Genomic DNA, 25,878 nt, shown 5'->3' on the forward strand with positions numbered 1-25,878 from the left:
AAGTCACCGAATGCGGAGGATTCGATGGTTGCGTACTGCAGCCGGTCCCAGCCACGTAGGCTCTTCGCGTGAACCTCGACGCCGCCCAGCCCGCGCACGCCGCGGGGATCGGCCTGAGCTGGCTGGACACCGCCGGCCCGGTGCTCGTCTGGGTCATCGTGCTGTCGTTCGTGCTCGTCGAATGCGCGCTCATCATCGGACTGTTCCTGCCGGGCGATTCGCTGCTGTTCGGTGCGGGCGTGGTGCTCGCACAGCACGGCTCGGACCTCAACGCGTGGCTGCTGTCCGGAGCCGCGCTGGTCACCGCCGTGTTCGGCAACCAGATCGGTTACTACATCGGCCGCGGCGCGGGCACCACGCTGATCGCCCGGCGCGGCGGGCGGATGCTCAACCGGCACAACCTCGAACGCGCGCAAGCCTTCCTGGACCGCAAGGGATTCTTCGCGATCGTCGCGGCCAGGTGGATCCCGTGGATCCGCACGCTGGCCCCGCTCATCGCCGGTGCCGCACGGATGGATTCGCGGCGGTTCCTGCTCGCCACCACTGTCGGCGGCCTGCTGTGGGTGCCGACGCTGGTGCTGCTCGGCTACTACGGGGCGGGCCTGCTCGACGCCATCCCGTGGGTCAAGACCGCCGCGCTGTGGGCGAGCATCGCGTTCTTCGTGTTCGGCACCGCCTACGGCGTGCTGCGCTACCGCCAGGAAATGCGGCGTCCGGTCGACGAGCCCGACGACGCGCGCGCCTGAGTTTTCAGGACGGGTCGGACCAGACTTCCAGCTGGATGCCGTCCGGATCGCGGAACACGATCACCGCGGAACCTTCGAAGGTCTGCGACTGCGTCGCGGGCAGGTAGGAGACGCCGTACTCGCGCAGGCGGTCCTCCCATTCAGCGACCTCGGCGCGGGACGACACCGAGAACGCGACATGGTCCAGACCAGTGCGTCTTTCGTCGAACGCGGGCCGTTCGGTGTCTGGATGCTGGACGAGCACCACGGAGAAACCGTCTCCCGCCGAACGCAGAACTACCTTGCGCACCCCGGTTTCCGGGTCTTCGCGCCGATGGCTTTCCTCAAGGTCGAGCACCCGGACGTACCAGGGAACACTTCGGTCCACATCGGTCACGGTGAGCGCCAGATGGTGCACAGACGTGAGCTTGGGCATGACTTTCGCGGCCGTCCTTTCAACCCCTCGTGCCAGACTCGCACACCGGAACGGCCGCTACTGGCGAGTTCACCGAGTTCTGGGGTCAATCGTGATCTGCCCGTCTCCGGGCGTCTCACTGTCCGAGATGAATCAGCGGCCGCCGCCGACCTCCAGCACCGCGCCGACGGTGAAGGACGCCTCCGGGGACAGCAGCCACAGCACGGCCGCCGCGATCTCTTCCGGCTGGCCCGCGCGCCGGAGCGGGATCACGGCGCTGAACCGCTCGGGCCGGTCCGGCATCCCCGCGGCGGCGTGCAGGCCGGTCTCGACCAGGCCGGGCGACACGACGTTGACCCGGATTCCCTCGTCGGCGACTTCCTGGGCGAGGCCGAAGCTGAGCGTGTTCACCGCTGCCTTGGACGCCGCGTAGTGCACCCATTCGCCCGCTGAACCGGTCCGCGACGCCGTGGACGAGATGTTCACGATCCCTCCGCCGGAACCGCCGTGCCGCGTCGACAGCCGCCGCACCGCCTCGCGGCAGCACAGGAAAACCCCGGTGACGTTGATGTCCAGCACCCGGCGCACGGTCTCGGCACTCTGCTCGTCGAGCCTGCCGGGGGTGTTGCCGGTGACGCCCGCGTTGTTCACCACCCCGACGAGCGGGCCCAGCTCGGCCGCCGCCGAAAAAAGGTCGCTGACCTGCTGCTCGTCGGACACATCGGCGCGGTGCGCAAGCGCTTGCCCACCGTGGGACCGCACCCGTTCGGCGACCTCCTCGGCCGGGGCCGGGTCGCCGGAGTAGTTCACCACCACGTCGTAACCGCGGGCCGCGGCCAGTTCGCAGATCGCCGCGCCGATGCCCCGGCTGCCGCCGGTGACGACCAAAACCCCCACGAGCACTCCTTGTCAGCCTGGCTTGAGCGGCTCGACGAACTGGGCGTCGAGCCAGCGCATCTGCGCCATCCACATCCACCACGTCGCATCGTCTGGACAGTGCTGCCCGTCGACCGCTTCGCCCCGCAGCCACGCGCCCAGCAGCGCGGTGATCGCCGTGCACACGTCGAGCAGCGCGCGTCCCCACCACCACTGGTGCATCGGAGTGTGCAGTTCGAGGACGCCGCCGTGCTCCGGCAGCACCGACAACGCCCAGTCCAGCCGGGTCCGGACCTCGCTGAGCACCTCCGGTTCGAGCTGCGGTTCGCTGGTGGTCTCCCGCATCCGCTCGACCAGCAACGCCAGCCTCGGATCCGACCCCTGACCAGCGGGTTCGGACAACCGCCGCTCGACCAGCGCGCGCAGCCCGTTCAGGTGGGTGCGCACGAGCGGGATGTACGGCGGGTACAGCACGGCGATCCGGGCGTCGCCGGCACGATCCCAGGTGACCGCGCCGGCGTAGGGATCCCTCGTCGCCGGATCGTCGAACATCACCTGCTCAGAGGGCGAAATTCGTCAGCGGCAGGTTCTCGAGCACGAGGTCGGCGCGGTCGCGGGTGTTCGCGATCAGGTCCGCATTGCGCTGGTCGGAGCCGAGCGCGCGCTGCCGGGCCTCGACCAGCGAACGGCCGTAGCGCCGGTGCCTGGACACCAGCCGCTCGATCCGCTCCGGCTCGTCCGGGGCGAGGAACCACGCCTCGGTGAGGTACTGCCGCACGCCGCTCCACGGGTCGTCCGGAAGCAGCAGGTAGTTGCCCTCGGTGATAACCAGCTGCACCTCGGGCGCGACCGGGACGGCACCGGCGATCGGCTCCTCGATCTCGCGGCGGAACTCCGGCGCGTACACCGTCTCGCGGCCTTCGGCGAGCCGGCGGATCAGGTGCACGTAGCCGGCCGCGTCGAAGGTGTCCGGCGCGCCCTTGCGATCGGTGCGGCCGAGCCGCTGCAGTTCGACCTGGGCGAGGTGGAAACCGTCCATCCCGACGACCGCGGCCCGCGAACCGAGCGCGTTGGCGATCGCCCAGGCCAGCGTGGTCTTGCCGGAGGCGGGCGCGCCGATGATGCCGAGCACGTGCCGTTCCCGCGGTTTGGCCAGCTTCTCGGCCCGCGCCAGCAGATCCTCGAACGCCGTCATCGCACTCCCTCTTCTCTGCTCTTCGCCAGTTCCCCGACCGGCCCGGTCCACGAACGCGGACCGACGTGCCGGACCCGTTCCGCGGCCACCGCGTTCGCGTATCCGATCCAGTCGGCGACCGCGCCTTCGCGCGTCGCGACCGCGTACGCGAGCGCCCCGTGCCACACGTCTCCGGCCCCCAGGGTGTCCCGCGCTTCGACGAGCGGCACGGGGACCTGCCCAGAGTCTTCCGTAGTGCTCCAGGCGACCGGCTCCGGGCCTGCCGTCGTGATCGTCACTGACACTCCGCGTTCGGCCAAACTCGGTGCGGGAGCACGGAACCGCGCTGAACAGGCTGCCACGCGGACCAGTGGCAGCAACTGGTCCAGTACCGGTTTCCAGCTGCCCGCGTCGAGAATGACCGGCACTTCGCGGGTGCGGGCTTCGTTGGCGACAGCAAGCGCCAGCTCGGGGTGGTGCCCATCGACGAGGACGGCGTCCACGCGCTCGAAAATCGGGGCGAGGTCAGGCAGTTCGACCGGCTTGCCGGCGGCGGCGTTGCGGGAGACGACGGTGCGTTCGCCGTCGCCGTCCCGCACCACGACCGCGCTGACCGGCGGTGCCTGCGTGCGTTCTGGAGCGAGATCGACCAGGTCGACGCCGCAGGCTTCGAGGTCAGCTCGGGCGAGCGCGGCCAGCGGGTGGGTGCCGAGAGCCGTCAGGAGGGTCGCTTCGGCTCCGAGCGCCGCGACGGTCACCGCGGCGTTCGTCGCCGGCCCACCGGCCGCGACATCCACCTGCAGCGACTGCACTTTTTCGCTCGGCTCCGGAAATTCCGCGACCCGCTGCACGACATCGACGGTGCACAATCCCGCCAGCAGCACTCGCACGTCAGGTCAACCCGGCGTGCGTGGTGGACGCGACCTCGACGACCTCACCGTTGTCATCGAGCTTCAACGCACCGGTGAGCAGGCCGACCACCTGGTTCATGCTGTGCGACTTCGGCGTCACCACGGCGACGCGCTTGCCGAGCCGGTGCACGTGGATGCGGTCGGCGATTTCGAAGACGTGCGGCATGTTGTGGCTGATCAGCACCACCGGCAGGCCGCGGTCGCGGATCCGGCCGATCAGTTCCAGCACCTTCGCGGATTCCGCGACGCCCAGCGCGGCTGTCGGTTCGTCCATGATCACCGCTTTGGTGCCGAACGCCGCCGCGCGCGCCACCGCGACGCCCTGCCGCTGCCCGCCGGACAGCGTTTCCACCAGCTGGGTAATGGATTTGACCTTGATGCCGAGGTCGTCCAGGATCCGCTGCGCTTCGGTGCGCGTGGTCGCGGTGTCGAGCTTGCGCAGCCCGATGCCGAACGGCCCCTTGAGCCGCTTTTCCCGGCCGAGGAACATGTTCGACGCGATGTCCAGCGCCGGCGCGACCGCCAGATCCTGGTACACCGTCTCGATTCCGTAGTGCCGCGCGTCCAACGGGGACTTGAAGTGGACCGTCTTGCCGTCCACTTTGATCTCACCGGCGTCCGGCACCAGCGCGCCGGACAACGCCTTGATGAGACTGGACTTCCCGGCCCCGTTGTCGCCGACCACGGCGAGCACTTCGCCGGGGTAGAGGTCGAAATCGGCACCGTCGATGGCGGTGACCCGGCCGTAGCGCTTCACCAGGCCGCGGGCGGAAAGAGTCGGCTGCTGCTGCGTAGTAGTCATGACTGCTGCTGCCTCCGTGCGATCCGGTCCACGACCACCGCGGCGATCAGCAACGCGCCGGTCGCCAGGTCCTGGTAGTTGCCGTCGACGCCCATCTGTGTCAGCCCCGAGCGCAGCACGGCGACGACCAGCGCGCCGAACAACGTGCCCAGCACCGAACCGCGTCCGCCGAACAGGCTCGTGCCGCCCAGCACGACCGCGGTGATCGAGTCGAGGTTGCCGAGCTGGAACTGGTTCGGGTCGGCGTTCGGCGTGCGGCCGAGCGCCTGCCACGCGGCGATGCCGAAGCACAGGCCGGCGACGAGGTAGACCGAAAGCACGGTGCGGTTGACCTTGATCCCGGACAGCCGCGCGGACTCCGGCGCGTTGCCGACGGCGTAAACGTGCTTGCCCCACGCGGTTTTCGTGAGCGCGTACCAGACGGCGAGGAACATCAGCAGCGCGAGCGTCATGCCGTAGGTGATCGGGATGCCGCCGAAGAGGTACCGCTTCGTGCCGAGCCAGGTGAGCAGCCCGTCCGACACCGGAACCGCCTGGCCGCCCGCGATCAGCTTCGCCACCGCGGTCAAGCCGGTGAACGTGCCGAGCGTGATGATGAAGGCGGGCAACTTGATCCGCGTCGCCAGCGTGCCGATGAACAGGCCGACGACGACGGTCAGCACGACACCGGCCAGCAGGGCGAAGAAAACGTTGGTGACCGCCGCCAGTTTCGCCATCACCAGCGTAGCCACGACCATCGACGACGCGTTGGAAAGGTCGATGCCCGCGATCAGGATGATCAGCGTCTGGCCGAGCGCGAGCGTGCCCACCACCAGCGACTGCTGGACCACCGTGGACAGATTGTCCAGGTTGAAAAAGGTGTCCGTGGCAAAGGAAAACACCAGGACCGCCACGACCAGCGCCAGCGCCGGGCCGACCGCCGGGGCGCGCAGGAAGAACTCGCCGAGCGTCTCGCGCTCGCGGTTGTTGACCGTCGCGCTCGTCATTTCCCGCCTCCCCAGCAGTTCTGCAGACCCCAGGCGGTGTCCTTGCTCGGCACACCCGGCATCGGGTGGTCGGTGATCGCGGTCGAGCCGGTGTTGACGAACCCGCTCGGCTTCTTCCCGGTCTTCGCGTACTCGACCGCCGCGAGCACGCCCTGTTCGGCCATCTTCCGCGGGAACTGCATCACGGTGACGGCGAACTGGCCGTTCTTGACGTTCTGCACGCCCTCGCAGCCGCCGTCGATCGAGCCGACGGTGAGCTGGGTGTTGAGCCCGCGCGCCTTCAGAGCCGCGTACGCGCCGCGGCCCATCGGCTCGTTCATCGTGTACACCGCGTTGAGATCGGTAGTGCGCTGCAGGAGGTTCTCCATGCCCTGCTGGGCGAGGCTCTGATCGCCGTTGGCGTTGGTGTGGCCCTTGATCTCCGGCGCGCCGTCCTTGAGCCCGATGCCCTTGAGGAAGCCGCCGTGCCGCTGGGTGTCGACTGAACTGCCCGCGGTGCCGTCGACCATCAGGAGCTTGGGGTCCGCGCCCTTCAGCGCCGCCTTGACGTAGGCGCCCTGCTGCTCGCCCGCCGCGAAGTTGTCGGTGGCGAAGGTGGCGTCGACCGCGTCCGGCGGTTCGGTGGCGGTGTCGAGGGCGATCACCAGGATGCCGGCGTCGCGGGCGTCCTTGATGGCCTTGAGCACACCGGTGGACGAACTCGGCGTGATCAGGATGGTGTTGACGCCCTGCTGCATCAGGTTCTCGATGGCGCGCACCTGGCCGTCGTTGTCGCCGTCGAACTGCCCGGCGAGCGCGCTGAAGTCCGCGCCATTGGCCTTCGCCGCGGCGGACGCGGCATTGCGCAGTTCGACGAAGTACGGGTTGGTGTCGGTCTTCGTGACGAGGCCGACCTTGGCCTTGCCGCTGCCGCCGGTCTTGGAGCTGCCGCCCCAGTGGCGTTCGACGGTGCACCCGGCGGTGGAGACCGCGACAGCGGCCGCCAAGGCGAGTGCGGTGAGACTCCGGTGTCTCATGGAGATGCCCTCCGAATCGAGGTGCGAGCTTGCCGATGGACGGGAAGGTAGACAGACTCTGAGGCTGGCGCAAGCGTTTGCGCAAACGCTTGCCGACGTTCTTGGTTTCGCTCTCTTGGTGAAGGACAGACATGCCGCGACCCCGCTCCGCCCGCCCGACCCAGCGCGACATCGCCGAAATGGCGGGCGTGTCGATCACGACGGTCTCACACGTCGTGAACGGCACGCGGGCGGTGGCCGAGGAGACGAAAGCCGCGGTGCTGCGGGCGATCGAGACCACCGGGTACACCGGCGACGCGATCGCGCGTTCGCTGGTCACCGGGGGCACGCGCTCCATCGGGATGGCGATCTCGCTGGTCGCGAATCCGTACTTCGCGGCGCTGATGCACGCGATCGAGCGAGAGGCGTCGGCAAACGGATACACCGTGCTGCTGGCGGACACGCACGACACCGCGGGCACCGAACGGGACGTGGTGCGCGCGCTGCGGTCGCGCCGGGTCGACGGCCTGCTGATCACACCCGCGCCCGGCGACGGGTCGGTGCTCGGCGAACTGGTGTCACTGGACGTGCCGACCGTGTTGATGGACCGGCTGACCACCCGGACCGACATCGACCAGGTCGGCGCGGAGAACATCCAGGCGACCTCGGCGCTGACCGCGCATCTGGCGTCGCTGGGCCATCGCCGGATCGGGATGATCTCCGGCGCGCCAGGGCTCACGACAAGCGACGAACGCGTCCTGGGCTACCGGCTCGGACTCGGCCGGTCGGGCTTGAGCTGGTCGCCTGACCTGGTGGCAGGTGGACAGTCCTCGCGCGACGGTGGCGGCTTGGCGTTGAGCACGCTGCTCGCGCTGCCGGACCCGCCGACCGCGCTGGTGGTGGCCAACGACAGCATGATGGTCGGCGTCCTGCACGAGGCGCGGCGACGGGGTTTGCGGATCGGCCAGGACCTGCCGGTGGTGGTGTACGACGACGTCGAATGGGCCGATCTCGNCCCGCCGCTGACGACCATGGCCCAGCCGATCGACGAAATCGGCCGCCGGGCGGTGCAGTTGCTGCTCGCTCGGCTGGCGGATCCCGGACGGCCCGCCGAGACTGTGCGGTTGCCGCCGACCTTGCGGCACCGGGCCTCGTGCGGGTGCGCGTCCTGACTGCCCCGCGTAACCGGGCACGCAGCCGTTCACTCACCTCAGTGATTCTCGGGACCCGATCGTCTCGGACCCTCTCTTGTGCGGCACGACAGTGGCTACTGTTGGGTAGGTACCGACGACGAGGGCCATGAGAAATGACCGTTCTGGCGCCGGAGGTCCCTCACTGGGATCTGCCGGTCACCCATCGGTTCGGGGTGGCATTGGGGAGGCACGCCAGCCCGTACCACGACCAGCTGCTGCGTGCCATCCGCGGCGCTGCCGCACGGGCGGGCTGCGACCTGCTGCTGGCCGACACCAGCGACTGCCCGCGCGAGGAAGCCGAAGTGCTGCGCGCGCTGCGGGCGGATCACGTCGATGGCGTCCTTCTGGTGCCCGCCCCTGGTGACGAGGCTGTGGTGAACGGACTCGTGCGAACCGGCGTGCCGACGGTCCTGGTCGACCGGATCGCCGGCCGCAACGACGTCGACCAGGTCGGTTCGGAAAACTTCCAGGCCATGTCCGCGCTGGTCGAGCATCTGGCCACGCGACGGCACCGGCGGATCGCGCTGATCACCGGCACCGAGGGCACCACCGTCAGCGAAGAACGCGCGCTGGGTTACCGCCTTGGCCTTGGCCGCGCCGGGCTGCGATACCACCCGGAACTGGTGGCGTCCGGCCAATCCACCGCAGGCGGCGCTGCCCGAGCTGCGGCGAAACTCCTGGACGGCTGGCCTTCGCCCACCGCTCTGGTGGTCGCCGGCGAAGCGATGCTGATCGGCGTGCAGTGGGAAGCACACCGCCGCGGCATCCGGATCGGGTCGGAACTGGCGGTCGTCGGTTACGGCGACATGGACTGGGCGCGCACGGTTTCCCCTGGCGTGACGACGATGGCGCAACCCATCTCGGAAATCGGCCGCCGGGCGGTGCAGTTGCTGCTGGCACGCTGCCGCGAGCCGGAGCGTCGGCCGGAGTCTGTTCGCCTCGCGCCGCGGTTCCTGCATCGCGCTTCGTGCGGCTGCTGAGCTTCACAGGGTTGCCGCGGCCTCCAGCAGCATCCATCCTCCAATTTGGACAGACAAGTCCCGCTCAGCCTTACCGGGCGGTTTTGGTGCCGGCTTCTCCCAGTACGCACTGAACAACGGTCCGGTTTTCTCTTGTGCCGCCCCGTTCCAGCACGCTTCCGCTGAGTTTCGCACCAGCTTCTTCGCTGTTTCCGCTTCCGGCCTGGGCAGGTTCTTGGCCGCGAGCGCCAGATAGCGGGCGGCGATCGCCGAGAAGAGCCCGCCGTCGCCACCCTCCGAGCCGGGGAGGATTCCTTGTGGTGCCACGTGCTTCTCCACGGCCTGGATGGTGCTCGCTGCCTCGCCCCAGCGGGACTGCTCCAGGCATGCCCCGAGGTAAACCCCTTGGCAGTACGAGAAAATATGCTTGACCACCTCGCCGGTGCCGGCCCGGATCCCGTCCCAGACGAGGCCGGTCTCCGGGTCGACCAAAGTGTCGGTGAGCCATCGCGTCATCGCGCCGGCGCGTTCTTGATCACCCTTCCGGGCGTGAAAGATAGCGGCCGGGCCGTTGGCGGGAGTATTCTTGAAGGAGTCGCCGCGCCGCCACCAAATTCCCCCGCCAAGGTCGTCTGTCCAGCCTTCGTGCAGCCGTCTGCCGATAACGTCGATCGGTTCGTCCACTGTGGATAGTTGGAGTTGGCGTACTCGCTGCAACGCGAGCCCCAGCCAGGCTATGTCGTCGTAGTAGTCGTTGACCCAGGAACCGAAATTGCGCCGGTGCACGGTCGCGATGAAGCGGTTGATCAGCCGTGCGCGTTCGTCGGTGGGTTGGCGGAGCTGCGCGTCAACGAGGCTGTCGAGGAGATGGGCCTGCCACCAGTAGTTCCAGTGCCAGTGCAGTCGTTGACTCACAGTGGGCGGCCACCCACTGCGGCCTAGGACGGTGCCGGGAAGGGCCCAGAGGCGGCGGAGGTGCCGGGCGCAGACCGCACGCTCGGCTGCGGCTGCACGCTCGATTGTGGTGGGGCGCTCGATTGCGGTGGGGCGCGCGGCTGCCGCAGGACGCCCGGCCGCTGTGGGGCGCTCGGCTGCCGCAGGACGCTCGACTACAGCGGCACGCTCGGTCGCCGCAGGACGCCCGGCCACTGTGGGGCGCTCGGCTACAGCGGCACGCTCGGTCGCCGCAGGGCGCCTGGCCGCTGTGGGGTGCCCGGCCGTCGCGGGGCGTCCGGCTGGGTGGGTGGAGTCCTTGGCCGGGTTTGCCACGCTCTCGGCCACTGCTGAACGTTCAGCGGTGGCCGCTGCCCCCTCGCCGATGTTCGCCGCGCCCTCGGCCGGGCTCTCCGCGCCTCTGGCCGGGTTCGCGGCACCCTCGGCCGGGCTCTCCGCGTCTCTAGCCGGGTTCGCGACACCCTCAGCTGGACTCTCCGCGTCTCTAGCCGGGTTCGCGACACCCTCAGCCGGGCTCTCCGCGTCTCTAGCCGGGTTCGCCGCGCCCCCGGCCGGGCTCGTGGCACCCTCGGCCGGGCTTTCCGCGCCCCCGGCCGCCGCTGGACGTTCAGCATCGTGCGCTGGCCCCTCGCCGAGGTTTGCCGCATCCTTGGCCGGGTTTGCCGCGCGATCAGCCGTCGCCGGGCGGTCAGCCGGGGTGACCGCGCGCGCCGTGGCGGGGTGGGCCGCGGCGCCGCGTGCAGCGGAATTGGCGGGCTCGGGAGAATCGGCGGTCATGGATTGATTCTGCCTGCGCTGCGGAAAACTTGCCTCTCCACGCCGCCCGCCCTGCCGGAATCGTGCGGCCAACGCTTGGGTGCTCGTGAGTGGCTATCCCGGTTCTAACCGGCGTAGCCACTCACGAGCAACCCGGCGGTGGTGAGGCGGCGGAGGTCACCAGGCCTTGGACAGGTCCGCGTGCTGCCGGATCCACGCGTGCATCACGATGCCCGCCGCGACCCCCGCGTTGATCGACCTTGTCGTGCCGAACTGGGCGATGGACACCACTTTCGCCGAGTCGGTCTGGGCCGCTTCGGATAGGCCGGGGCCTTCCTGGCCGAACAGCAGCAGGCACTTCCGGGGCAGCTCGGCGGTTTCCACCGGCTCGGCACCGGGGGTGTTGTCCACCGCTACCACCGTCAAACCCTCCGTCGTGGCGAATTCCAGCAGGCTCGCGACGTTCTCGTGGTGGCGGAGGTGCTGGTAGCGGTCCGTCACCATGGCGCCCCGGCGGTTCCAGCGGCGGCGGCCGACGATGTGCACTTCCGCGGCGGCGAAGGCGTTCGCCGTGCGGACGACCGTGCCGATGTTGTGGTCGTGCTGGAAGTTCTCGATCGCGACGTGGAACGCGTGCCGCCGGGTGTCCGCATCGGACACGATTGCTTCGCGGCGCCAGTAGCGGTAGGCGTCGACCACGTTGCGGCGGTCGCCGTTGGTCAGGAGTTCGGGGTCGTAGCGCGGGTCGTCCGGCCAGGGGCCTGGCCATGGACCGACGCCTACCTCCTCGCGGTTCACCCACTCGGTGGGGCCCGCTTCGGGTTGTTCCGTCGTCACGAAGGACGATTCTCGCTCAGCCGAGGCTGACGCCGTGCGCCGGACTGTCGTCGTGGCGGTGGCGCCACCTCAGGTACGCGCCCAGGTACGAGATCACCAGCACCGCCAGCGCCACCACGACCACCACCGGCAGCAGCGAGCGCGGGATCACCGTGCCGTAGAGGTAATACGCGTTGAACCCGCCGGGCAGGTCGCCGAGACCCTGCTGATGCCGGAAGAAATCCTCCAGCGCGGTGAGCGGGCACGGAATCGGCGTGACATTGACCAGCACGCCCCACACCGCGAAGAAAATGTGCACGAAAATGACTTTCGGCCACCGCCACGCGAGGAACCCGCCGAAGCCGATGAAGAGCAGGGCGAGGACGTGCACCGCCACGGTGACATCGGCCAGAACGTGCGCGACCGTCGTGTCCACCTTCGCCCCCTTCCCAGTGCACCCACCAGCGACGCTACTCCGATTACCGGTCCAGGAAGCGGGAAATAGGGGGACCTGATGTGATGTTCGACCCACCGGAGCAACGAGTTCACCCGGCAGGTAACGGAGGGATCACTCCGGGTAGGAGACTGGCCGGAACACCCGCGCGAGGGGACCCGACGCGACGTAAATGACTTCGTTCCGTACCCGCGGACAGCACGCGAATCGTTGGCGAAAGCGGGCGGAAACGCGCTTGACAAACGCGGGAGAAGGAACTCAGCCCGCGCCGCCGAAGCCCGGCCAGAGGGTGACCCCGTTGAGCTTGAGGTCGTCGGGCAGCAGGGGATGGCCGTCCGGGTCCGCCGTCGCCCAGAGGACCTCGGAGTCGAGGTAAAGGGTCACCTCGAAGGCCATGTCGACGGGGTGCGCGGACTCGATCGAGAGCACGTCATCGATGGCGAGCACGACTTCGTCGCCATAGGGTTCGACGTTCCAGGTCCGGGGCTTGTCGTCCTTGTTGGTCACCTGGATCCGGATCATCGGCCCTCCCGCGGCGCGAAGCCGACGATACCGGCGAGGGAAAGGCCGCGTTCAGTCAGCGAACGCTGCCCCGTCGATGTCCGTCACTACCAAGCGGATGCGCGCGTCCGCCCACTCCGTCCCATCGAGTACCGCACGCACTCGTGCCTCGGCTGCCGAGAGCAAGGGCGGCAGCGGCAACCGCAAAGCCACCACCCGGATCTCCACCGACTCCGTGCTCAGATCCACTGATCCACCAGCGGGATCGGTCGGGAGCCAGCTGATCTCCGCGGCCACGCTCGTCGCAGGACGGAGGCCCTCGACTGCCGAGAGGGCGTCGGCGATTCTTCCGGCCAGCGAACGCGGATCGGTCACCGCCGCCCCACTTCGATGTCCAAAATGGACACTCGGACGGCGTCCACGGAGCGGCCGGTCTGCGCGAGGACTTCCCGGAACACCGCTCGCTGCACGGCGCGGCCCACGGCGGCGGCTTGGTCCGCGTCCGAGATGACCACGTCGACCTCAATGGTCAGGCGGTCCTCGTGGGCGCGGACCCGGACGCCGTCCGCGGGGGCTGGTTCCAGGCCCTTCCAGCGTTGCCGGGCGGTGCGGGTCCAGGCGGTCGCCAAGCCGAGCAGGCCGGGTTCCAGGCGCACGACTCCGGCGGTTTCGGCGGCCGCACGGGCGGCAACGCTCGCGATCACCGGGTCGGCGATCACGTATTCGGCGGTCATTCCCCGTCCTCGTACACGTCTTCCACCAGCAAATCCAGCCTGGCCAACGAAATACCCACTCGCGAGGTCGCGGCAGCGGACACCAGCTCCCGTACGCGGGCCAACGTGTCAGCACCACTGGTGTTCCCGAGCCGCGTCGCAAGGGTGAGTTCGACCTCGATCTGGGCCGCGCCGGACAGGTCGAGGCCGACCTTGCGCACCCGGACCCGGCGGGCGCGGACGTTGCCCGCGGAGTCGGCCGCGTAGCGGAGCACGACCGCGACCGCCTGCTCGCTCACTTCGACCGAACCCGGTTCACCAGCGGAAAGATCCAGCATCTGACCGCGGCGCACTTCGGCGCGGACGGCCGACATGATCCGGCCGACCAGGTCCGGCGGGGTCGGGTCGGGCTCGTCGATCAGTTCCTGCGTCGCCGAGCGCAGGGACAGCAGGCTTTCCCGCGCGGTGCGGCAATGGACGCATTCCGCCTGGTGGTCGTCGGCCTCGTCCAGGTGCTCCCAAACCGCTTCCAGTTCCCGGCCGCACGGCAATCCGTAGTCCTGGTTCACCTCCACGGCTTCATCACCTCCGCCAGCTGCGCACGGGCCCGGGCGATGCGCCCCCGGACCGCGGTGGGGTTCGCGCCGACGATCTCGCTGATCTCGTCGTACGACCGGCCGTGCACCTCACGCAACAGCCAGCACGCCCGTTGCTGCGGGGTGAGTGTCTGAAGCGCCTCGTCAAGCGCCGCGAGCTGGCCGCTGACCTGCACCGCGTGCTCCGGCTGGGTATCGCGGCGCGGCGATTCGGCCAGGTCGAGGTCGACGTCGGCCTGCGGGCGGCGCGCCCGGATCACGTTGAGGCAGCGGTTGGTCGTTCCGCGGTACAGCCAGCCGACGAACGCGTTGTCGTCGTTCAGCTGCGCCAGCTTCCGCCACGCGCCGAGGAACGCTTCCTGCACTACGTCCTCGGCGTCGCCGCGATGATGCAGCATTTTCAGGGCAAGCCGGAACATCGGGGCCTGATAACGCTGCACAAGCTGTTCGTACGCGCGTACGTCGCCGTCTCGCGCACGGCCGACGAGGGTGGCGTCGTCGAGCGGGACACTGGTCGTGGTCACGGCACCCCCTTCCGTCAGGGGGACACTGTGAGGCGGGCATTCGTCACGCACGCATTGTGAGTGACTGTGCTCACTCGCGCTCGGCCAAGCCCTCAATCGAGCCCGAGGTCGTCCTTGCTCAGCAGGTACCGGTACTCGAGCCCGGCCTTCTCGATGGCTTCCCGCGCGCCGGTGTCGCGGTCGACGACCGTCGCGACGCCGACCACGGTGGCCCCGCCTTCGCGCAGCGCCTCGACCGCGGTGAGCACGCTCCCGCCGGTAGTGGAGGTGTCCTCGACAGCCAGCACCCGCTGCCCGCGCACCTCCACGCCCTCGATCCGGCGCTGCATCCCGTGTTCCTTGATCGCCTTGCGGACGACGAACGCGTCGAGCACCACGCCCTCGGCGGCGGCGGAGTGCAGCATCGCCAGCGCCACCGGGTCCGCGCCGAGGGTGAGCCCGCCGGTCGCGACGTAGTCCCAGTCAGCGGTGAGCTGCCGCAGCAGCTTGCCGATGAGCGGGGCGGCCGCGTGCTGCAGCGTCGCCCGCCGGAGGTCGATGTAGTAGTCGGCTTCCTTGCCCGAGGCCAAGGTGACCTTGCCGTGCACGACGGCCAGTTCGCTGACCAGCCTGGCCAGTTCGAGCTTCGCAGTTTGATCCAACCCGGGGTACGCCACGGCCGAGAGTCTTACACACGGCACCGACAACTTCCGCGTGTCACTCCCCGGTCGCGACGGCCGTCACCGGACGCGTCCGCGTGGCCACCCAAGCGGGCAGGACCGCGGCGGTCAGCGCGAGCACGATCGCGGTCGCGATGATCACCAGATAGATGGACACCGGTCCCTCCGGAAGCACCCGGCCGGTCGCGACGAGACAGAACGGCACGATCGCGCCCGCCGACACCACGGTGCCCAGCAGGATGCCGATCGCGGCGATCAGACCGCCTTCACCGGCGGCCATCCGCAGCACCTGGCCGCGGGTGCAGCCGCCGAGCCGCTGCAGCCCGAACTCCCGCCGGCGTCGCGAGGTGGCCATGACCAGGGTGTTCACCACGGAGATCACCGTGTAGCCGACGATCATGCCGACCAGCAGGTAGTTCACCCACGCGCCGGTCTCGTCGTTCTTGGTGTTCGCGGCGGCCAGCGTGCTCCGGTCGCCGACGGACACCGGAAGACCCGCGGTCGCGGCGGTCAGGCTTCGCGTCAGCCGGGCCTGGTCGACGCCGGGCTCGGCGCGGACGAGCACCTGCCGGGCGAGACCGGACGTGGTGTGTCCGGCGAGCAGGTCGGCGGGCAGCAGGAGCTGTTCGGCTCCGGCCCGCTGGTGCACGATCGCGACGATGCGAAGGGTCCGGTCGCTCCCGTCGCCGAGACGGAGCGTGACGGATTCGCCGACCGATCGGGACACCTCGGCGGTGTCCGGCAGCGCGATCGTGTCGCCGGTGAGGTCGGCCAGGTTGCCGCGCACGACCGTGGCGGCATTGGTCGACGCGTCGGTCAAGCCGAGCGCGGGGTAGCCCTTTTTGGTCTGGTTGCCGTCGAACGGCGCGGTGATGAACGCGCGGCTGGCGACGTACGGCGAGGCCGCCGCGACGCCGTCCGCGTTCCGGATTCGGTCGATGGTCTCCGGAGAGACCCCGGTCGGGCCCGCGACGACCGCGTCGGCACGGAGGTCTTCGGCGAAGGCCTGCGCGGAAGCGGCGGTGGTCGTGGTTTGCAGGTAGATGTTGGCGGTCGCGATGCCGACGGCGAGCATGATCGGCGTGACCGCGCCGGCCACCCGGGTGGCCGCGTTGCGCGTGTTGGTGATCGCGAGCCAGCCGGTGACGCCGCTGATCAGCCGCATCGGGCCCGGCAACAGGATCGCGGTCAGCTTCGTGACGCCCGGGCTGATCATCGCGACGCCGATCGCCCACAGCATCACCGCCGGACCCGCCGTGCTCGCCGCGATGGGTCCCGTCATCACCGCGAGCGTGACGATGCCCAGCGCGGTCCCGCCGCCGAAGCACAGCAGCGCGACGATCAGCCGCAACGGAGTCAGCCAGCCGCGCGGCACGGAGGCCTCGGCGAGCGCCTCGGTCGGCCGGATGCGGCCGACCCGGAATCCGGCCACCAGTGCGGAAATCCCGACAGCGAGCAGCGTCGCGCCGGCCGCGATGATCATCGGGATCCAGCCCTGGTGGAACTGCACGGCGGGCGAGATGAACCCGCCCGAGGTGAACTGTTCGAACAGCCATCGGCCGGACACTGGGCCCAGTGCGGCCGCGACTCCGGTCGCGAGCACGCCGATGACCAGCGCTTCGCCGAGAACCATGCGCCGCAGCTGCCGCGGTGTCGTGCCGATCGCGCGCAGCAGAGCCAATTCTCGCTGCCGCTGGCGCACCGACAGCATCAGCGTGCTGGCGATGACGAACACCGCGACCGAAATGGACAGTCCGCCCGCGACGCCGGACAGCGGGATCAGCCGACCGCCGCTCGCCTGCGCCGCTGGGAATTCGGCGAGGCCGCGCTCATCCCCAGTGAGCACGGACACCCCCGATCCGAGGTGCAACGCGGCCGGATTGTCCGTCACGACACCGAAGTAGTCGACCTTGCCGGGGTGCCCGGAAAGCTGATCGGCCACGTCGCCTGCGAAGAACACGTCAGAGCCATCAATCGTCCGAGCGACGCGGTAGCGATTGATTTTCCCTTGTACTGCAAGGTCAACCGTGGTCCCCGCCGACACGCCGCTGGCGACGGGCAGCACCACCTCGTCAGCACGCGGCGCGGGTCCGGGCAACCGAGCGGACTCCCAACCGTGCGCGACAAGAGGCTGCTTTCCCAGCGATACCGGGAAGTTCACCTCACCGACCACAGTGGACACGCCGGGCGTCGCGCGGATCGTCTCCGCCAGCGACCGGTCCAACCGGACCCGCTCCGGCAGCGCGACCGACTGGGTCTTGGGCTTCTCGGAATGCTTCCGGAGCTCGAAATCCTGTTGTCCGGCAACGACAGCCGACGCCCAGGCCAGTCGATGCGGCGGCGTGGCGGACCGGATCCCGGTCTCCATCAGGCCGGCGCAGGCGGACACGATCACCGCGCCGAGGAACGCGGCCACGAATGCGGCGATGAACCCGCCGGTGCGGAAACGCAAGGTGCGCAAGGCAAGACTGAACATCAGAAGCCGCCCACCGGCATCCGGTCGGCCCAGGTGCCAAGGTGCGTCATGCGTTCGGCGACCGCCGTCGCGGTCGGCCGGTGCAGTTCTCCGGCGACGCGGCCGTCCGCGAGGAAGACGACGCGGTCGGCGTAGGAGGCCGCGACCGGGTCGTGTGTCACCATCACGACGGTCAGTCCGCCGCGCACCGATTCCGACAGCAGGCCGAGGATTTCGCCGGCGGTACGGGTGTCGAGCGCGCCGGTCGGTTCGTCGGCGAACAGCACCGCCGGGCGGCTGACCAGCGCGCGAGCGATGGCCACCCGCTGCTGCTGGCCACCGGACAGCTGACCCGGCAGATGCTTGCGCCGGTCGCCCAGCCCGACGTGCCCGAGCATCTCGGCGACGCGGCGGCGGTCCGGACGACGGCCGGCCAGCCGCAGCGGCAGCACGACGTTCTGCTCGACGGTCAGCGCGGGCAGCAGGTTGAACGCCTGGAAGACGAACCCGATCTTGTCCCGGCGCAGCTTCGTCAGCTGCGTTTCGGAGAGCTTGCCCAGTTCCTGGCCGTCGAGCAGCACCGAACCGCTCGTCGGCCGGTCGAGCCCGGCCGCGCAGTGCAGGAACGTGCTTTTGCCCGAGCCCGACGGGCCCATCACCGCGGTGAACCCGCCGCGCGGGAAGGACAGGCTCACCCCGTCCAGTGCCGTAACCCGGCCGTATTCCTTGCGGACGGATTCGAGCCGCACCGCTTCCCCAGTCGCCATGGGGAAAACGCTATGGCCTGCCGGGGGAAAACACCCTGGGGCGCACACGCCGGGACGGGGTAGGGCTCTCCCTACCTCTCAGGTCCGGCGGCGGTTGCCGAACCCGCCGGCGAGCTTGCGCAGCACCGGGCGCGGCAGCAGTCCGCCGATCCCGACCAGGGCTTTGTACTGCAGGCTCGGCACCGAGATCACCTTGCCGCGACGCAGGTCCGCGAGGGCTTCGTCGACGACCTGCACCACGTCGAGCCAGAACGCCTTCGGTCCCTCCCGCCGCAGCCCGGCACGCTCGTGAAACTCGGTGTGGGTGAAGCCGGGGCACAGCGCCATCATTTGCACGCCCTCCGGCAGCGACATCGCGATGCCCTCGGTGAACGACGTGACCCAGTTCTTGCTGGCGGTATAGGTCGAGCCGCGGCCGGAAAAGAAACCGGCGACGCTGCTGACATTGATGACGGCGCCGCGGCCGCGGTCGACCATGCCGGGCAGCGCCGCTCGGGTCAGCTGCAGCACGGCGGTCACGTTCACGTCGAGCTGGCGTCGCAGGTCCTCGGCCGGGATCTCCCAGAACTCGCCGCTCAGCCCGAAGCCGGCGTTGTTGACCAGCAGGTCGACCGGCCGGGTTTCGAGCAGCTCAGCGACCCGGCTGCGACCATCCACTTCGGACAGATCGGCGGACAGCACGGTCACCTCGACGCCGTGCTCCGCGCGCAGTTGCTCAGCCAGCGCGGTCAGCCGCTCTTCGTTCCTGGCGACGAGGACGAGTGCGTGCTTGTCGGCGGCGAGCCGGCGCGCGAATTCCGCACCGATGCCCGCGGTGGCTCCCGTGATCATGGCAGTGGTGGTCATGTGGGTGAAGCTACCCGTTTTTCAGCTGCGTTTGCGCTGGTGGCGCAGTATGGTCCGGCACATGGGCAAGCACACCAAGCGGACGCCCGGATATTTGCCCCGGATGGCCGCCGGTGCGGCACCCCTCGCTCTGTTGCTCGCCGGCCCGGCTGCGGCGCTGGCGGACACCCCGAGCAGGGAAGTGCCGCTCGACCTGCACCAGCACGGTTCCTCCTCCGACCTCCAGTTCACCCGCGACGAGGCGATCGCGACGCACGACCTGCCCGCGTCCGCCGCGTCGAACCTGCACCAGGCGCTCGCTCCGGACGCCGCGGGCCAGTCCCAGACCCACGACCTGCGTCTCGGCGAGCCAGGCCGGGTGCTCACCGGCAACGACCTCGGCGTGCACCACACACAGCCGTTCGACGGTGCGCACGTGGCCGGTCTGGACCAGTCGATGCGGCACGGAGTCCGGCTGCCCGGTGGCACCGAAGCGCTCTCCAGCAGCAAGACGAGCGCCGAGTCCGGTCTGGCCGGCCGGTTCTCCGGCGAGCTGATGAGCGGCACCCGTGTCGAACGCACCTCCGCCGACGCCGTCGACCTCGGCCGGGCGGGCTCGGTGGTCGCGAACTCCGACGAAAGCGTGCTCGGCCAGCTCACCGGCAACCTCGACGTGACGCGGCTGGAGTCCACCGAGCGGCACAGCGTGTCCGGCGACCTCGGCCCGGTGCACACGCTGGCCGCGACGAGCCAGTCGACCGCCGAGTGCACGGAGCGGTTCCACGGCGAACTGTCGGCCGCGGACATCGCCGCGGCGCGGACGAGCACCGCTGCTACCGTCGGTATTCCGGTTACCCGGAGCCAGCACGTGGGCGCCGAGGTGCTGGGCAATCCGGTCATCGACAACGGATGGACAGTTTCCGGGCCGCCGTTCACTTTCTCGCCCGGCTGAGTTCATCGACGTGCCGGGTCCGCTTTCGGCAACCGAGTCCGGACCGTTTCCGGATCGTGAAAAGACCCTCGACCCGATCCGTCGTGAGCTGCGGAGCGTCACCCGTTCGCCGTAAACAAGGCCGCGTTTTCTTTACCCACCGTGGCTATGCGACGAGGTAATCCAGGCTCGACCAGGTGGGGCCGTCCCCTGGAGAGTCCCCAGCGGGAGGCCCGCGTCCGCTTGGATAGCCTGCTGGGCGTGGTCGACCTCGAATCCGTTGCCGCCGAATCGGCGTCTCCGACAGCTACCGGCAAGAGCAAAGCCGGGCGTCGGGCCCGGTTGCTCGCCGCGGTTTTCGGAATCGCCGGCGCGATCCTCGCGATCGCGGTCCCGCTCCTGCCCGTCACGCTCGAGCAAACCACCCTCGACTGGCCGACCGCCCAGGGCGGCACCCGGGCGGTGTCCGCCCCGCTGACCGCGCAGGCGCCGATTTCGCTCGACGCGAAGGTCCCGTGCGCGACCGCGCGGGCGCTCGACGCGCGCACCGACGGCAACGCCGTGCTGTTCAGCACCAACCCGCCGAACTCCAGCATCGGCACCGTCACCGGGATGGCCTTGCAGGTCGGCGACGGCCAGCTCACGCTCTCCTCACAGGGCCAGCAGCTCGGCGCGGCGCCGCTCGGCGACGGCGACTGCACGATCACGGTGCATTCCGACCCGAAGCACACGACCGCGTCCGTCGGCGGCACCCACCTGGCGGACGTCAGCGACGACCGCCGGCCGCAGCTCACCGGGTTCTTCTCCGACCTCACGAACCAGGACGACACGCACGGCCTCTCGGTCTCCGCGCAGGTCGACAACCGCTGGGCCAGCACCGCGACCGGCATCAAGCTGGCCGCCATCGTGCTGTCGGTGCTCTGCTTCATCGGCGCGGTGCTCGCGCTGTACCGCCTCGACCGGCTCTCCGGCCGACGCGCGCCCCGGCTGGCCGCGCGCGGCTGGTGGAAGCTGAAATTCCTCGACATAGCCGTCCTCGGCACGCTCGGCGTCTGGTGGCTGATCGGCGCGATGACCGCCGACGATGGCTACTTCACGACCATGGCGCGCGTCCGCGGCGACGCCGGGTACATCGGCGAGTACTACCGGTGGTTCGCCGCACCGGACGCGCCGATGGCGTGGTTCGTCGACATCTACGCGGCCATGACCAAGATCAGTTCGCTGACGCCGTGGATGCGGCTGCCGTCGCTGTTGATGGGCGTCGCCTGCTGGATGCTGATCAGCCGAGGCGTGCTGCCCCGGCTCGGCAGGCAGGTACGGATCAGCAGCGCGGCAGGCTGGGCGGCGGGCGCGGTCTTCCTCGCGTTCTGGCTGCCCTATGACAACGGCCTGCGCCCGGAAAACCTGGTCGCGCTGCTGTCGCTGATCACGATCTGCGCGGTCGAACGCGCGGTGGCGACCCGGCGGCTCGGCCCGGCGGCGGTCGGGCTGACCGTCGCGGCGCTGTGCGTCTCGGTCAACCCGCACGGGCTGATGGCCGTGCTGCCGTTCGTGGTCGGACTGAAGCCGCTGGCGAAGATCGTGCTCCGGCACGCCCGCCAGTTCGGCTGGGTACCGGTGCTCGCGCCGGTCGCCGCCGCCGGACTGGTGATTCTCGCGCTCATCTTCTGCGACCAGACGCTGAGCGGCGCGCTCGAATCGGTGCGGCTGCGGTCCTCGCTCGGCCCGACCGGGGCCTGGTACAACGAGCTGGACCGGTACACGATGCTGTTCAGCAACGGCCCGGACGGGTCGATGACGCGCCGGTTCCCGGTGCTGTTGATCTTCCTCTGCCTGGCGACCTGCGCGGTCGTGCTGCTGCGGCGCGGGAACATCCGCGGCGCCGCGCTCGGCCCGAGCCGCAGGCTGCTCGGCATCAGCGCACTGTCCTTTGTGGTCCTCGCGCTCGCCCCGACCAAGCACTCGCACCACTTCGGCATGCTGGTCGCGGTCGGCGGCCCGCTCGCCGCGCTCACCGCGTTGTCGACGAGTACGACGGTGCTGCTGTCGCGCCGCAACCGCGCGGCGTTCTTCGCCGGGCTGATGGTGATCGTCGCGCTGGCGTCGACCGGGCCGAACGCCTGGTGGTACGTCTCGGCGTGGGGCGTGCCGTGGTTCGACCTTCCGCCGCAGGTGTTCGGCATCAAGCTGAGCACGATGGCGCTCGTGGCGGCCGCGGTCGCGCTGGCGATCGCGGCGATCGAGCACATGAAGCACAACGAGCACGAACCGTTCGTGCCGCCCGCGCCGGTGCCGCGGTCCGACCTGGAAAACCGCGGCCGGGCACTGCGGCTCGGGCTCGCGCCGCTGTCGACGGTGTGCGCGATTCTCGTGCTGTTCGAGATCGGCAGCATCGCCAAGGGCATCCAGAAGCGCTGGGACACCTACAACATGGGTGCCGACAACATCCGCCAGCTGGCCGGGAAGAGCTGCGGGCTGTCCGACTACATCAAGGTCGAGCGCGATCCGAAGGCCGGGCTTCTCGAAGCCGCGCCGCAGCAGCCGCAGAACGCCGCGCCCGGCTGGCAGGTGCCCGCAGGCGCCGACCGCGGGACCACGCCGCAAGACTGGCTGGCCAGCACCCAGAAGGGCTTCGTCACCAACGGCGGGCTGCCGACTGACGACAAGTGGAAGCCGCCGCACGACTTCGGCAAGGACGGCGCGCCGATCTGGGGCAGCTACCACGAGTCCGGCGACGGCGCGGGCGACCTGCGCACCCAGTGGTACTCGATCCCGGAGCGAGCACGCGACGGCTCGGTGCCGATCGTGGTCGCGCTCGCGGGCAAGACCGAAGACCCGAACGGACTGACCGCCGAATTCGGCAAGAACACCCCCGCCGGGTTCGAGGTGCTCAGCCGCGAGAAGCTCGACGCGAAGAAAAAGGACACCAACTGGCGGGACGCGCGGGTCAGCGTGCCCGATGGCGCAGACCAGGTGCGGATCGTGGCGAAGGGCCGCGGGCTCGGCAGCGAGGGCTGGGTCGCCTTCAGCGCGCCGCGGGCGCCGAAGATCGCGAAGATGACCGAAGTGGTCGGGCAGGATCCGGTGTTCCTGGAGTGGGCCGCCGCCGCGCAGCACCCGTGCCTGCGCCCGTCCTCGATCCACAACGGGATCGCCGAGGTGCCGAAGTACCGGATCAGCGCGGGCGACGACCTGCGCACGGTCGGCCGGTACTGGTCCTCGCCGGCAGGCGGCGGGCCGTTCGTGTGGATGAACGCGAGCACCCAGATGGAGGCGTTGCCGACGTACCTGGAAGGCGACGTCGATCGGGACTGGGGGACGTTGTACGAGGTGACGCCCGACGTCTCGAACGCGCTTCCGGCTTCGGCGGCGCTGCATCAGCAGCCGGTGACGCACTCCGGTCTGTGGTCGCCGGGTCCCTTGGCCAAGCCCGCCAACCCGACCGGCGAGACGTAAGTCCGTGAGGGGAACCCTCACGGCCCTAGAACCGGTGCCCGCGCACCAGGCGACAAGCAGCGATATCGGGTGAACTGCTCGTTCATGATCAAGAACGCGCCGAGCCCGTGGAAGTCATTCGTCAGCCGTTTCCGTGCGAAGTAGAACTTCAGGTCCCCGACGTTCGTCCCTTCGCAGATATCGGCGAGATTCGTCAGCCCGTCCGGCCCGATCGACACCTTCCGCAGCACCCCGGCATATCCGCGCTGCGCGACCGAGGCATAAGAAGCAGGCAGATACCCGCGCTCGATCCCCCGGGAGACGGTGAACGCGTACATCGAGGACGCGGACGTCTCCAGCCAGTTCCCGTCGTCCCCGCCGTGGTCGACGACCTGGTACCACCGGCCGGTCCGCGGATCCTGGAACCGGCGGTATCCCTCGGCGAGGAACTGGACGATCCCGACCAGTTCCGGCCGGCGCGGATGGCCGGCGGGCAGCACCTCGAGGATGTCGATCGCCGCCATCCCGAACCAGCCGATGGCGCGGGCCCAGTGGAAGCCGGAGTGCTTGCCGGGGCCGGTCGCCCACGGCTGGGTGCCGCTTTCGTCGTAGGCGTGGTAGATCAAGCCCTTCGCGGGTTCCTTGAGGTGTCCGAAGTAGACAGAAAGGTTCTTGGCGGATTCCTCGTAGCAGTACGTCGGGTCGTGGAAAACCTTGCCGTACAACGCGAGGAACGGCTGCGCCATGTACACCCCGTCGCCCCACAGCTGGTGCTGACGGCTGAGCGCGTGCCACATCCCGCCGTCGCTCGTGCGCGGGTAGGTATCGAAGCGTTTGCGCAGCTGATCGGCGGCCTTGCGGTACTTGGCGTTGCCGGTTTCGTTGTACAGCAACGGAAGCATCTGGCAGGCGCGCATCGAGTCGAGGCTGCCGAAGCTGTTGGAAATACCGTCGTCGGTGATGAACCGGTCGTACCAGGCCACGAGGTAGTCGAGGTACTTGCGCTCCTTGGTCCGCCGGTAGCAGAGGTACTGGCCGTAGAAGTAGAGGCCGAGCGGATAGCTCCAGCCGCCGATGGACGCCGGGGTGTAGCGCTTCATGGTGGAGTCGATGACGGCGCGGGACCAGTCGCGCGTCTCCGCTGCCGCCGCGGCCCCGGGCAGCGCGAGCGAGCCGAGCGCCGCCGCGGTCCCGGTCAGTACCGATCTTCTCGAAAGGGACATGCGGGGGTCCTTCCTGCTGTCGGCGGCGGCGGGAAAGGCTGTCGAACGACCTCTACCCGGTGCCGGAGCGGTCCGGCAAGCTTCCTGTCCGGGTTGTCCGGCGCGATCGCTGGATAGGCGCAGCGAGCCGTCCGGTCAGCGGGAACCCGTCCGCAATGAACACCCGAGCCGGGCGATTAGCCGATTTGTCGACGCGACCTGGACGGTTCCGGCCAAACGGGGCGCGCCGACACGGTGCGGCCGTCCCGGTAGGAGGGCTCGGCAGCGATACCCTGACCGGCGTGGGTATCTCGGCGTGGATCTGGTTCGTCATCGCCGCCGTCGCGCTGGTGGCGGGGCTCGGCCTGCTCTTCGCGGACCGGGCCAGGGAAGGCTCGCGCAACCGTGAGCGGCAGCGCTGGGCCCAGTTGCGCGGCTGGCAGTTCGTGGAGGAGGACGAACGGCTGCCCCGGCAGTGGTCGGGAGGCGCGATCGGCTACTTCGGCGCCGACGCGGCGGTGAACGTCGTCGCGGGCTCCACCTTCACCTCCGACGGCCGCCGTCCGGTGTTCATCTTCGACATCGAATCCCAGGGCCAGGTGCCCGCGGTGGTCGTGGCCGTGCGCTGCAACAAGACGCACCGGGTGCCGGTCGAGATGTGGCTGTCGAGCGTGCCGTTCCAGCGCGAGAACATGCCGGAGATGCTCGGCCCGATCGGCCAGCGCTACGCCTTCGCGGACGATTCCGAGGGGGCGCGCCAGGTCATCACCCAGGACCTGGTCGACGCGGCTGACCAGCTGGGCGGCGACGTCGGCGTGGCGTGGCTGGAGAACGAGTGGGTGCTGGCGAGCGTCGTGCCGGGTGCCGGGCCGTCGCGGCTTGAGCGCTTGCTGCGCGATCTGGGCGAGATCGCCGACATCGTGGACCCGTTCGACGAGGACTACGACTCGAACCGCACGTGGACGCCTTCCGCGGGTACCCCCGCCGCGCCTGCCCCGGCGAGCGCTCCCTCGCCCGCGGACACCCAGGCGACGCGGCCGGTCGACACCCGGTCGGTCGAGACGACGGCACCCTCTCCGGCGGACACCCGGATGACCGAGCGGCAGCCGTCTCCGCCCGCGCCGCGGACTCCGCCGCCGGGCGGCGGCGCGACTCCGGTTCCCCCGGCACGTCCGGCGGAACCGGATCGTGGGGAAGACTCCTGATCGCTTGCGACGGGAAACCGCCCGGCCGCGCTACTGCGGCCGGGCGGTT

Annotated in this window: 26 protein-coding genes and 1 pseudogene; 6 read left to right on the top strand and 21 right to left on the bottom strand. The window is 69.7% G+C overall.

The window, feature by feature from the left end:
* Positions 1 to 68 precede the first annotated feature (68 nt).
* On the top strand, positions 69 to 746 hold the full coding sequence (locus tag A4R44_RS07195; protein ID WP_067577492.1) for a DedA family protein: 678 nt from the start codon (positions 69 to 71) through the stop codon (positions 744 to 746).
* Between the two features lie 4 nt (positions 747 to 750).
* Here A4R44_RS07195 and A4R44_RS07200 read toward each other — a convergent pair whose 3' ends face one another.
* From A4R44_RS07200 to A4R44_RS07235, 8 genes are all read right to left on the bottom strand, one after another.
* A complete protein-coding gene (locus A4R44_RS07200; RefSeq protein ID WP_067577494.1) occupies positions 751 to 1,161 on the bottom strand; it encodes a VOC family protein in 411 nt (136 codons plus the stop codon).
* Positions 1,162 to 1,293: 132 nt separating this feature from the next.
* The gene (locus A4R44_RS07205) at positions 1,294 to 2,037 is read right to left on the bottom strand and encodes an SDR family oxidoreductase (RefSeq protein WP_093572385.1); all 744 of its coding nucleotides are present in this window, start codon (positions 2,035 to 2,037) and stop codon (positions 1,294 to 1,296) included.
* Between the two features lie 12 nt (positions 2,038 to 2,049).
* Positions 2,050 to 2,568, bottom strand: a complete 519-nt coding sequence (locus A4R44_RS07210; RefSeq protein WP_067577497.1) for a hypothetical protein — start codon at positions 2,566 to 2,568, stop codon at positions 2,050 to 2,052.
* Positions 2,569 to 2,575: 7 nt separating this feature from the next.
* Positions 2,576 to 3,211: a nucleoside/nucleotide kinase family protein gene (locus A4R44_RS07215; RefSeq protein WP_009084950.1), complete on the bottom strand. Its 636-nt coding sequence runs from the start codon at positions 3,209 to 3,211 to the stop codon at positions 2,576 to 2,578.
* Entirely contained in the window at positions 3,208 to 4,074 is an 867-nt protein-coding gene (locus A4R44_RS07220) for a PfkB family carbohydrate kinase (RefSeq protein ID WP_095213248.1), read from the bottom strand. Before A4R44_RS07220 ends, A4R44_RS07215 begins: the two co-directional genes overlap by 4 nt.
* 7 nt (positions 4,075 to 4,081) lie before the next feature.
* Complete coding sequence (locus tag A4R44_RS07225; protein WP_067577501.1) at positions 4,082 to 4,903, bottom strand: ATP-binding cassette domain-containing protein; 822 nt, start codon at positions 4,901 to 4,903, stop codon at positions 4,082 to 4,084.
* Positions 4,900 to 5,889, bottom strand: a complete 990-nt coding sequence (locus A4R44_RS07230) for an ABC transporter permease (RefSeq protein WP_067577503.1) — start codon at positions 5,887 to 5,889, stop codon at positions 4,900 to 4,902. Before A4R44_RS07230 ends, A4R44_RS07225 begins: the two co-directional genes overlap by 4 nt.
* Entirely contained in the window at positions 5,886 to 6,905 is a 1,020-nt protein-coding gene (locus tag A4R44_RS07235) for a substrate-binding domain-containing protein (RefSeq protein ID WP_067577505.1), read from the bottom strand. Before A4R44_RS07235 ends, A4R44_RS07230 begins: the two co-directional genes overlap by 4 nt.
* A gap of 131 nt (positions 6,906 to 7,036) precedes the next feature.
* Between A4R44_RS07235 and A4R44_RS07240 the strand changes: the two genes are divergently transcribed.
* A complete protein-coding gene (locus tag A4R44_RS07240) occupies positions 7,037 to 8,056 on the top strand; it encodes a LacI family DNA-binding transcriptional regulator (protein WP_067577507.1) in 1,020 nt (339 codons plus the stop codon).
* A gap of 134 nt (positions 8,057 to 8,190) precedes the next feature.
* Positions 8,191 to 9,057: a LacI family DNA-binding transcriptional regulator gene (locus A4R44_RS07245; protein ID WP_067577509.1), complete on the top strand. Its 867-nt coding sequence runs from the start codon at positions 8,191 to 8,193 to the stop codon at positions 9,055 to 9,057.
* 3 nt (positions 9,058 to 9,060) lie between these two features.
* Here A4R44_RS07245 and A4R44_RS07250 read toward each other — a convergent pair whose 3' ends face one another.
* From A4R44_RS07250 to A4R44_RS07305, 12 genes are all read right to left on the bottom strand, one after another.
* Positions 9,061 to 10,056 carry a glycoside hydrolase family 76 protein gene (locus A4R44_RS07250; protein ID WP_067578108.1) on the bottom strand — a complete coding sequence of 332 codons (996 nt, stop codon included), beginning with the start codon at positions 10,054 to 10,056 and terminating at the stop codon, positions 9,061 to 9,063.
* 867 nt (positions 10,057 to 10,923) lie between these two features.
* Positions 10,924 to 11,583: an RNA methyltransferase gene (locus A4R44_RS07255; RefSeq protein WP_067577511.1), complete on the bottom strand. Its 660-nt coding sequence runs from the start codon at positions 11,581 to 11,583 to the stop codon at positions 10,924 to 10,926.
* A 16-nt stretch (positions 11,584 to 11,599) separates the two neighbouring features.
* On the bottom strand, positions 11,600 to 11,998 hold the full coding sequence (locus A4R44_RS07260; protein ID WP_067577513.1) for a DUF2784 domain-containing protein: 399 nt from the start codon (positions 11,996 to 11,998) through the stop codon (positions 11,600 to 11,602).
* 276 nt (positions 11,999 to 12,274) lie between these two features.
* The gene (locus A4R44_RS07265) at positions 12,275 to 12,538 is read right to left on the bottom strand and encodes a hypothetical protein (protein WP_067577515.1); all 264 of its coding nucleotides are present in this window, start codon (positions 12,536 to 12,538) and stop codon (positions 12,275 to 12,277) included.
* 51 nt (positions 12,539 to 12,589) lie between these two features.
* Positions 12,590 to 12,892: a hypothetical protein gene (locus tag A4R44_RS07270; RefSeq protein ID WP_067577517.1), complete on the bottom strand. Its 303-nt coding sequence runs from the start codon at positions 12,890 to 12,892 to the stop codon at positions 12,590 to 12,592.
* Positions 12,889 to 13,251, bottom strand: a complete 363-nt coding sequence (locus A4R44_RS07275; RefSeq protein ID WP_067577519.1) for an Asp23/Gls24 family envelope stress response protein — start codon at positions 13,249 to 13,251, stop codon at positions 12,889 to 12,891. Before A4R44_RS07275 ends, A4R44_RS07270 begins: the two co-directional genes overlap by 4 nt.
* Entirely contained in the window at positions 13,248 to 13,805 is a 558-nt protein-coding gene (locus tag A4R44_RS07280; protein ID WP_067577524.1) for a hypothetical protein, read from the bottom strand. The genes A4R44_RS07275 and A4R44_RS07280 overlap by 4 nt, the downstream gene beginning before the upstream one ends.
* A complete protein-coding gene (locus A4R44_RS07285; protein WP_067577526.1) occupies positions 13,796 to 14,350 on the bottom strand; it encodes an RNA polymerase sigma factor in 555 nt (184 codons plus the stop codon). Before A4R44_RS07285 ends, A4R44_RS07280 begins: the two co-directional genes overlap by 10 nt.
* A gap of 92 nt (positions 14,351 to 14,442) precedes the next feature.
* Positions 14,443 to 15,006 carry an orotate phosphoribosyltransferase gene (gene pyrE, locus A4R44_RS07290; protein WP_067577527.1) on the bottom strand — a complete coding sequence of 188 codons (564 nt, stop codon included), beginning with the start codon at positions 15,004 to 15,006 and terminating at the stop codon, positions 14,443 to 14,445.
* A gap of 40 nt (positions 15,007 to 15,046) precedes the next feature.
* Positions 15,047 to 17,470: an FtsX-like permease family protein gene (locus A4R44_RS07295; protein ID WP_338080352.1), complete on the bottom strand. Its 2,424-nt coding sequence runs from the start codon at positions 17,468 to 17,470 to the stop codon at positions 15,047 to 15,049.
* 14 nt (positions 17,471 to 17,484) lie between these two features.
* Complete coding sequence (locus A4R44_RS07300) at positions 17,485 to 18,231, bottom strand: ABC transporter ATP-binding protein (protein WP_067577530.1); 747 nt, start codon at positions 18,229 to 18,231, stop codon at positions 17,485 to 17,487.
* A gap of 78 nt (positions 18,232 to 18,309) precedes the next feature.
* The gene (locus tag A4R44_RS07305) at positions 18,310 to 19,077 is read right to left on the bottom strand and encodes an SDR family oxidoreductase (protein WP_067577532.1); all 768 of its coding nucleotides are present in this window, start codon (positions 19,075 to 19,077) and stop codon (positions 18,310 to 18,312) included.
* 61 nt (positions 19,078 to 19,138) lie between these two features.
* Between A4R44_RS07305 and A4R44_RS07310 the strand changes: the two genes are divergently transcribed.
* Together A4R44_RS07310 and A4R44_RS07315 are read left to right on the top strand one after the other, a co-directional pair.
* Positions 19,139 to 20,008, top strand: coding sequence for a hypothetical protein (locus A4R44_RS07310; RefSeq protein ID WP_198545195.1), 870 nt, complete (start codon positions 19,139 to 19,141; stop codon positions 20,006 to 20,008).
* A gap of 240 nt (positions 20,009 to 20,248) precedes the next feature.
* Positions 20,249 to 23,443, top strand: a complete 3,195-nt coding sequence (locus A4R44_RS07315; protein ID WP_198545196.1) for an arabinosyltransferase domain-containing protein — start codon at positions 20,249 to 20,251, stop codon at positions 23,441 to 23,443.
* A gap of 17 nt (positions 23,444 to 23,460) precedes the next feature.
* On the opposite strand, the gene A4R44_RS07320 is transcribed toward A4R44_RS07315, so the two are convergent.
* Entirely contained in the window at positions 23,461 to 24,645 is a 1,185-nt protein-coding gene (locus A4R44_RS07320) for a glycoside hydrolase family 105 protein (protein WP_067577536.1), read from the bottom strand.
* Between the two features lie 281 nt (positions 24,646 to 24,926).
* Here A4R44_RS07320 and A4R44_RS07325 point away from each other — a divergent pair.
* A pseudogene (locus A4R44_RS07325) lies at positions 24,927 to 25,580 on the top strand (hypothetical protein); the annotation flags it as partial.
* Between the last annotated feature and the right edge of the window lie 298 nt (positions 25,581 to 25,878).

It is taken from the genome of Amycolatopsis sp. M39, assembly GCF_001651785.1.
Classification (GTDB): Bacteria; Actinomycetota; Actinomycetes; order Mycobacteriales; family Pseudonocardiaceae; genus Amycolatopsis; species Amycolatopsis rubida.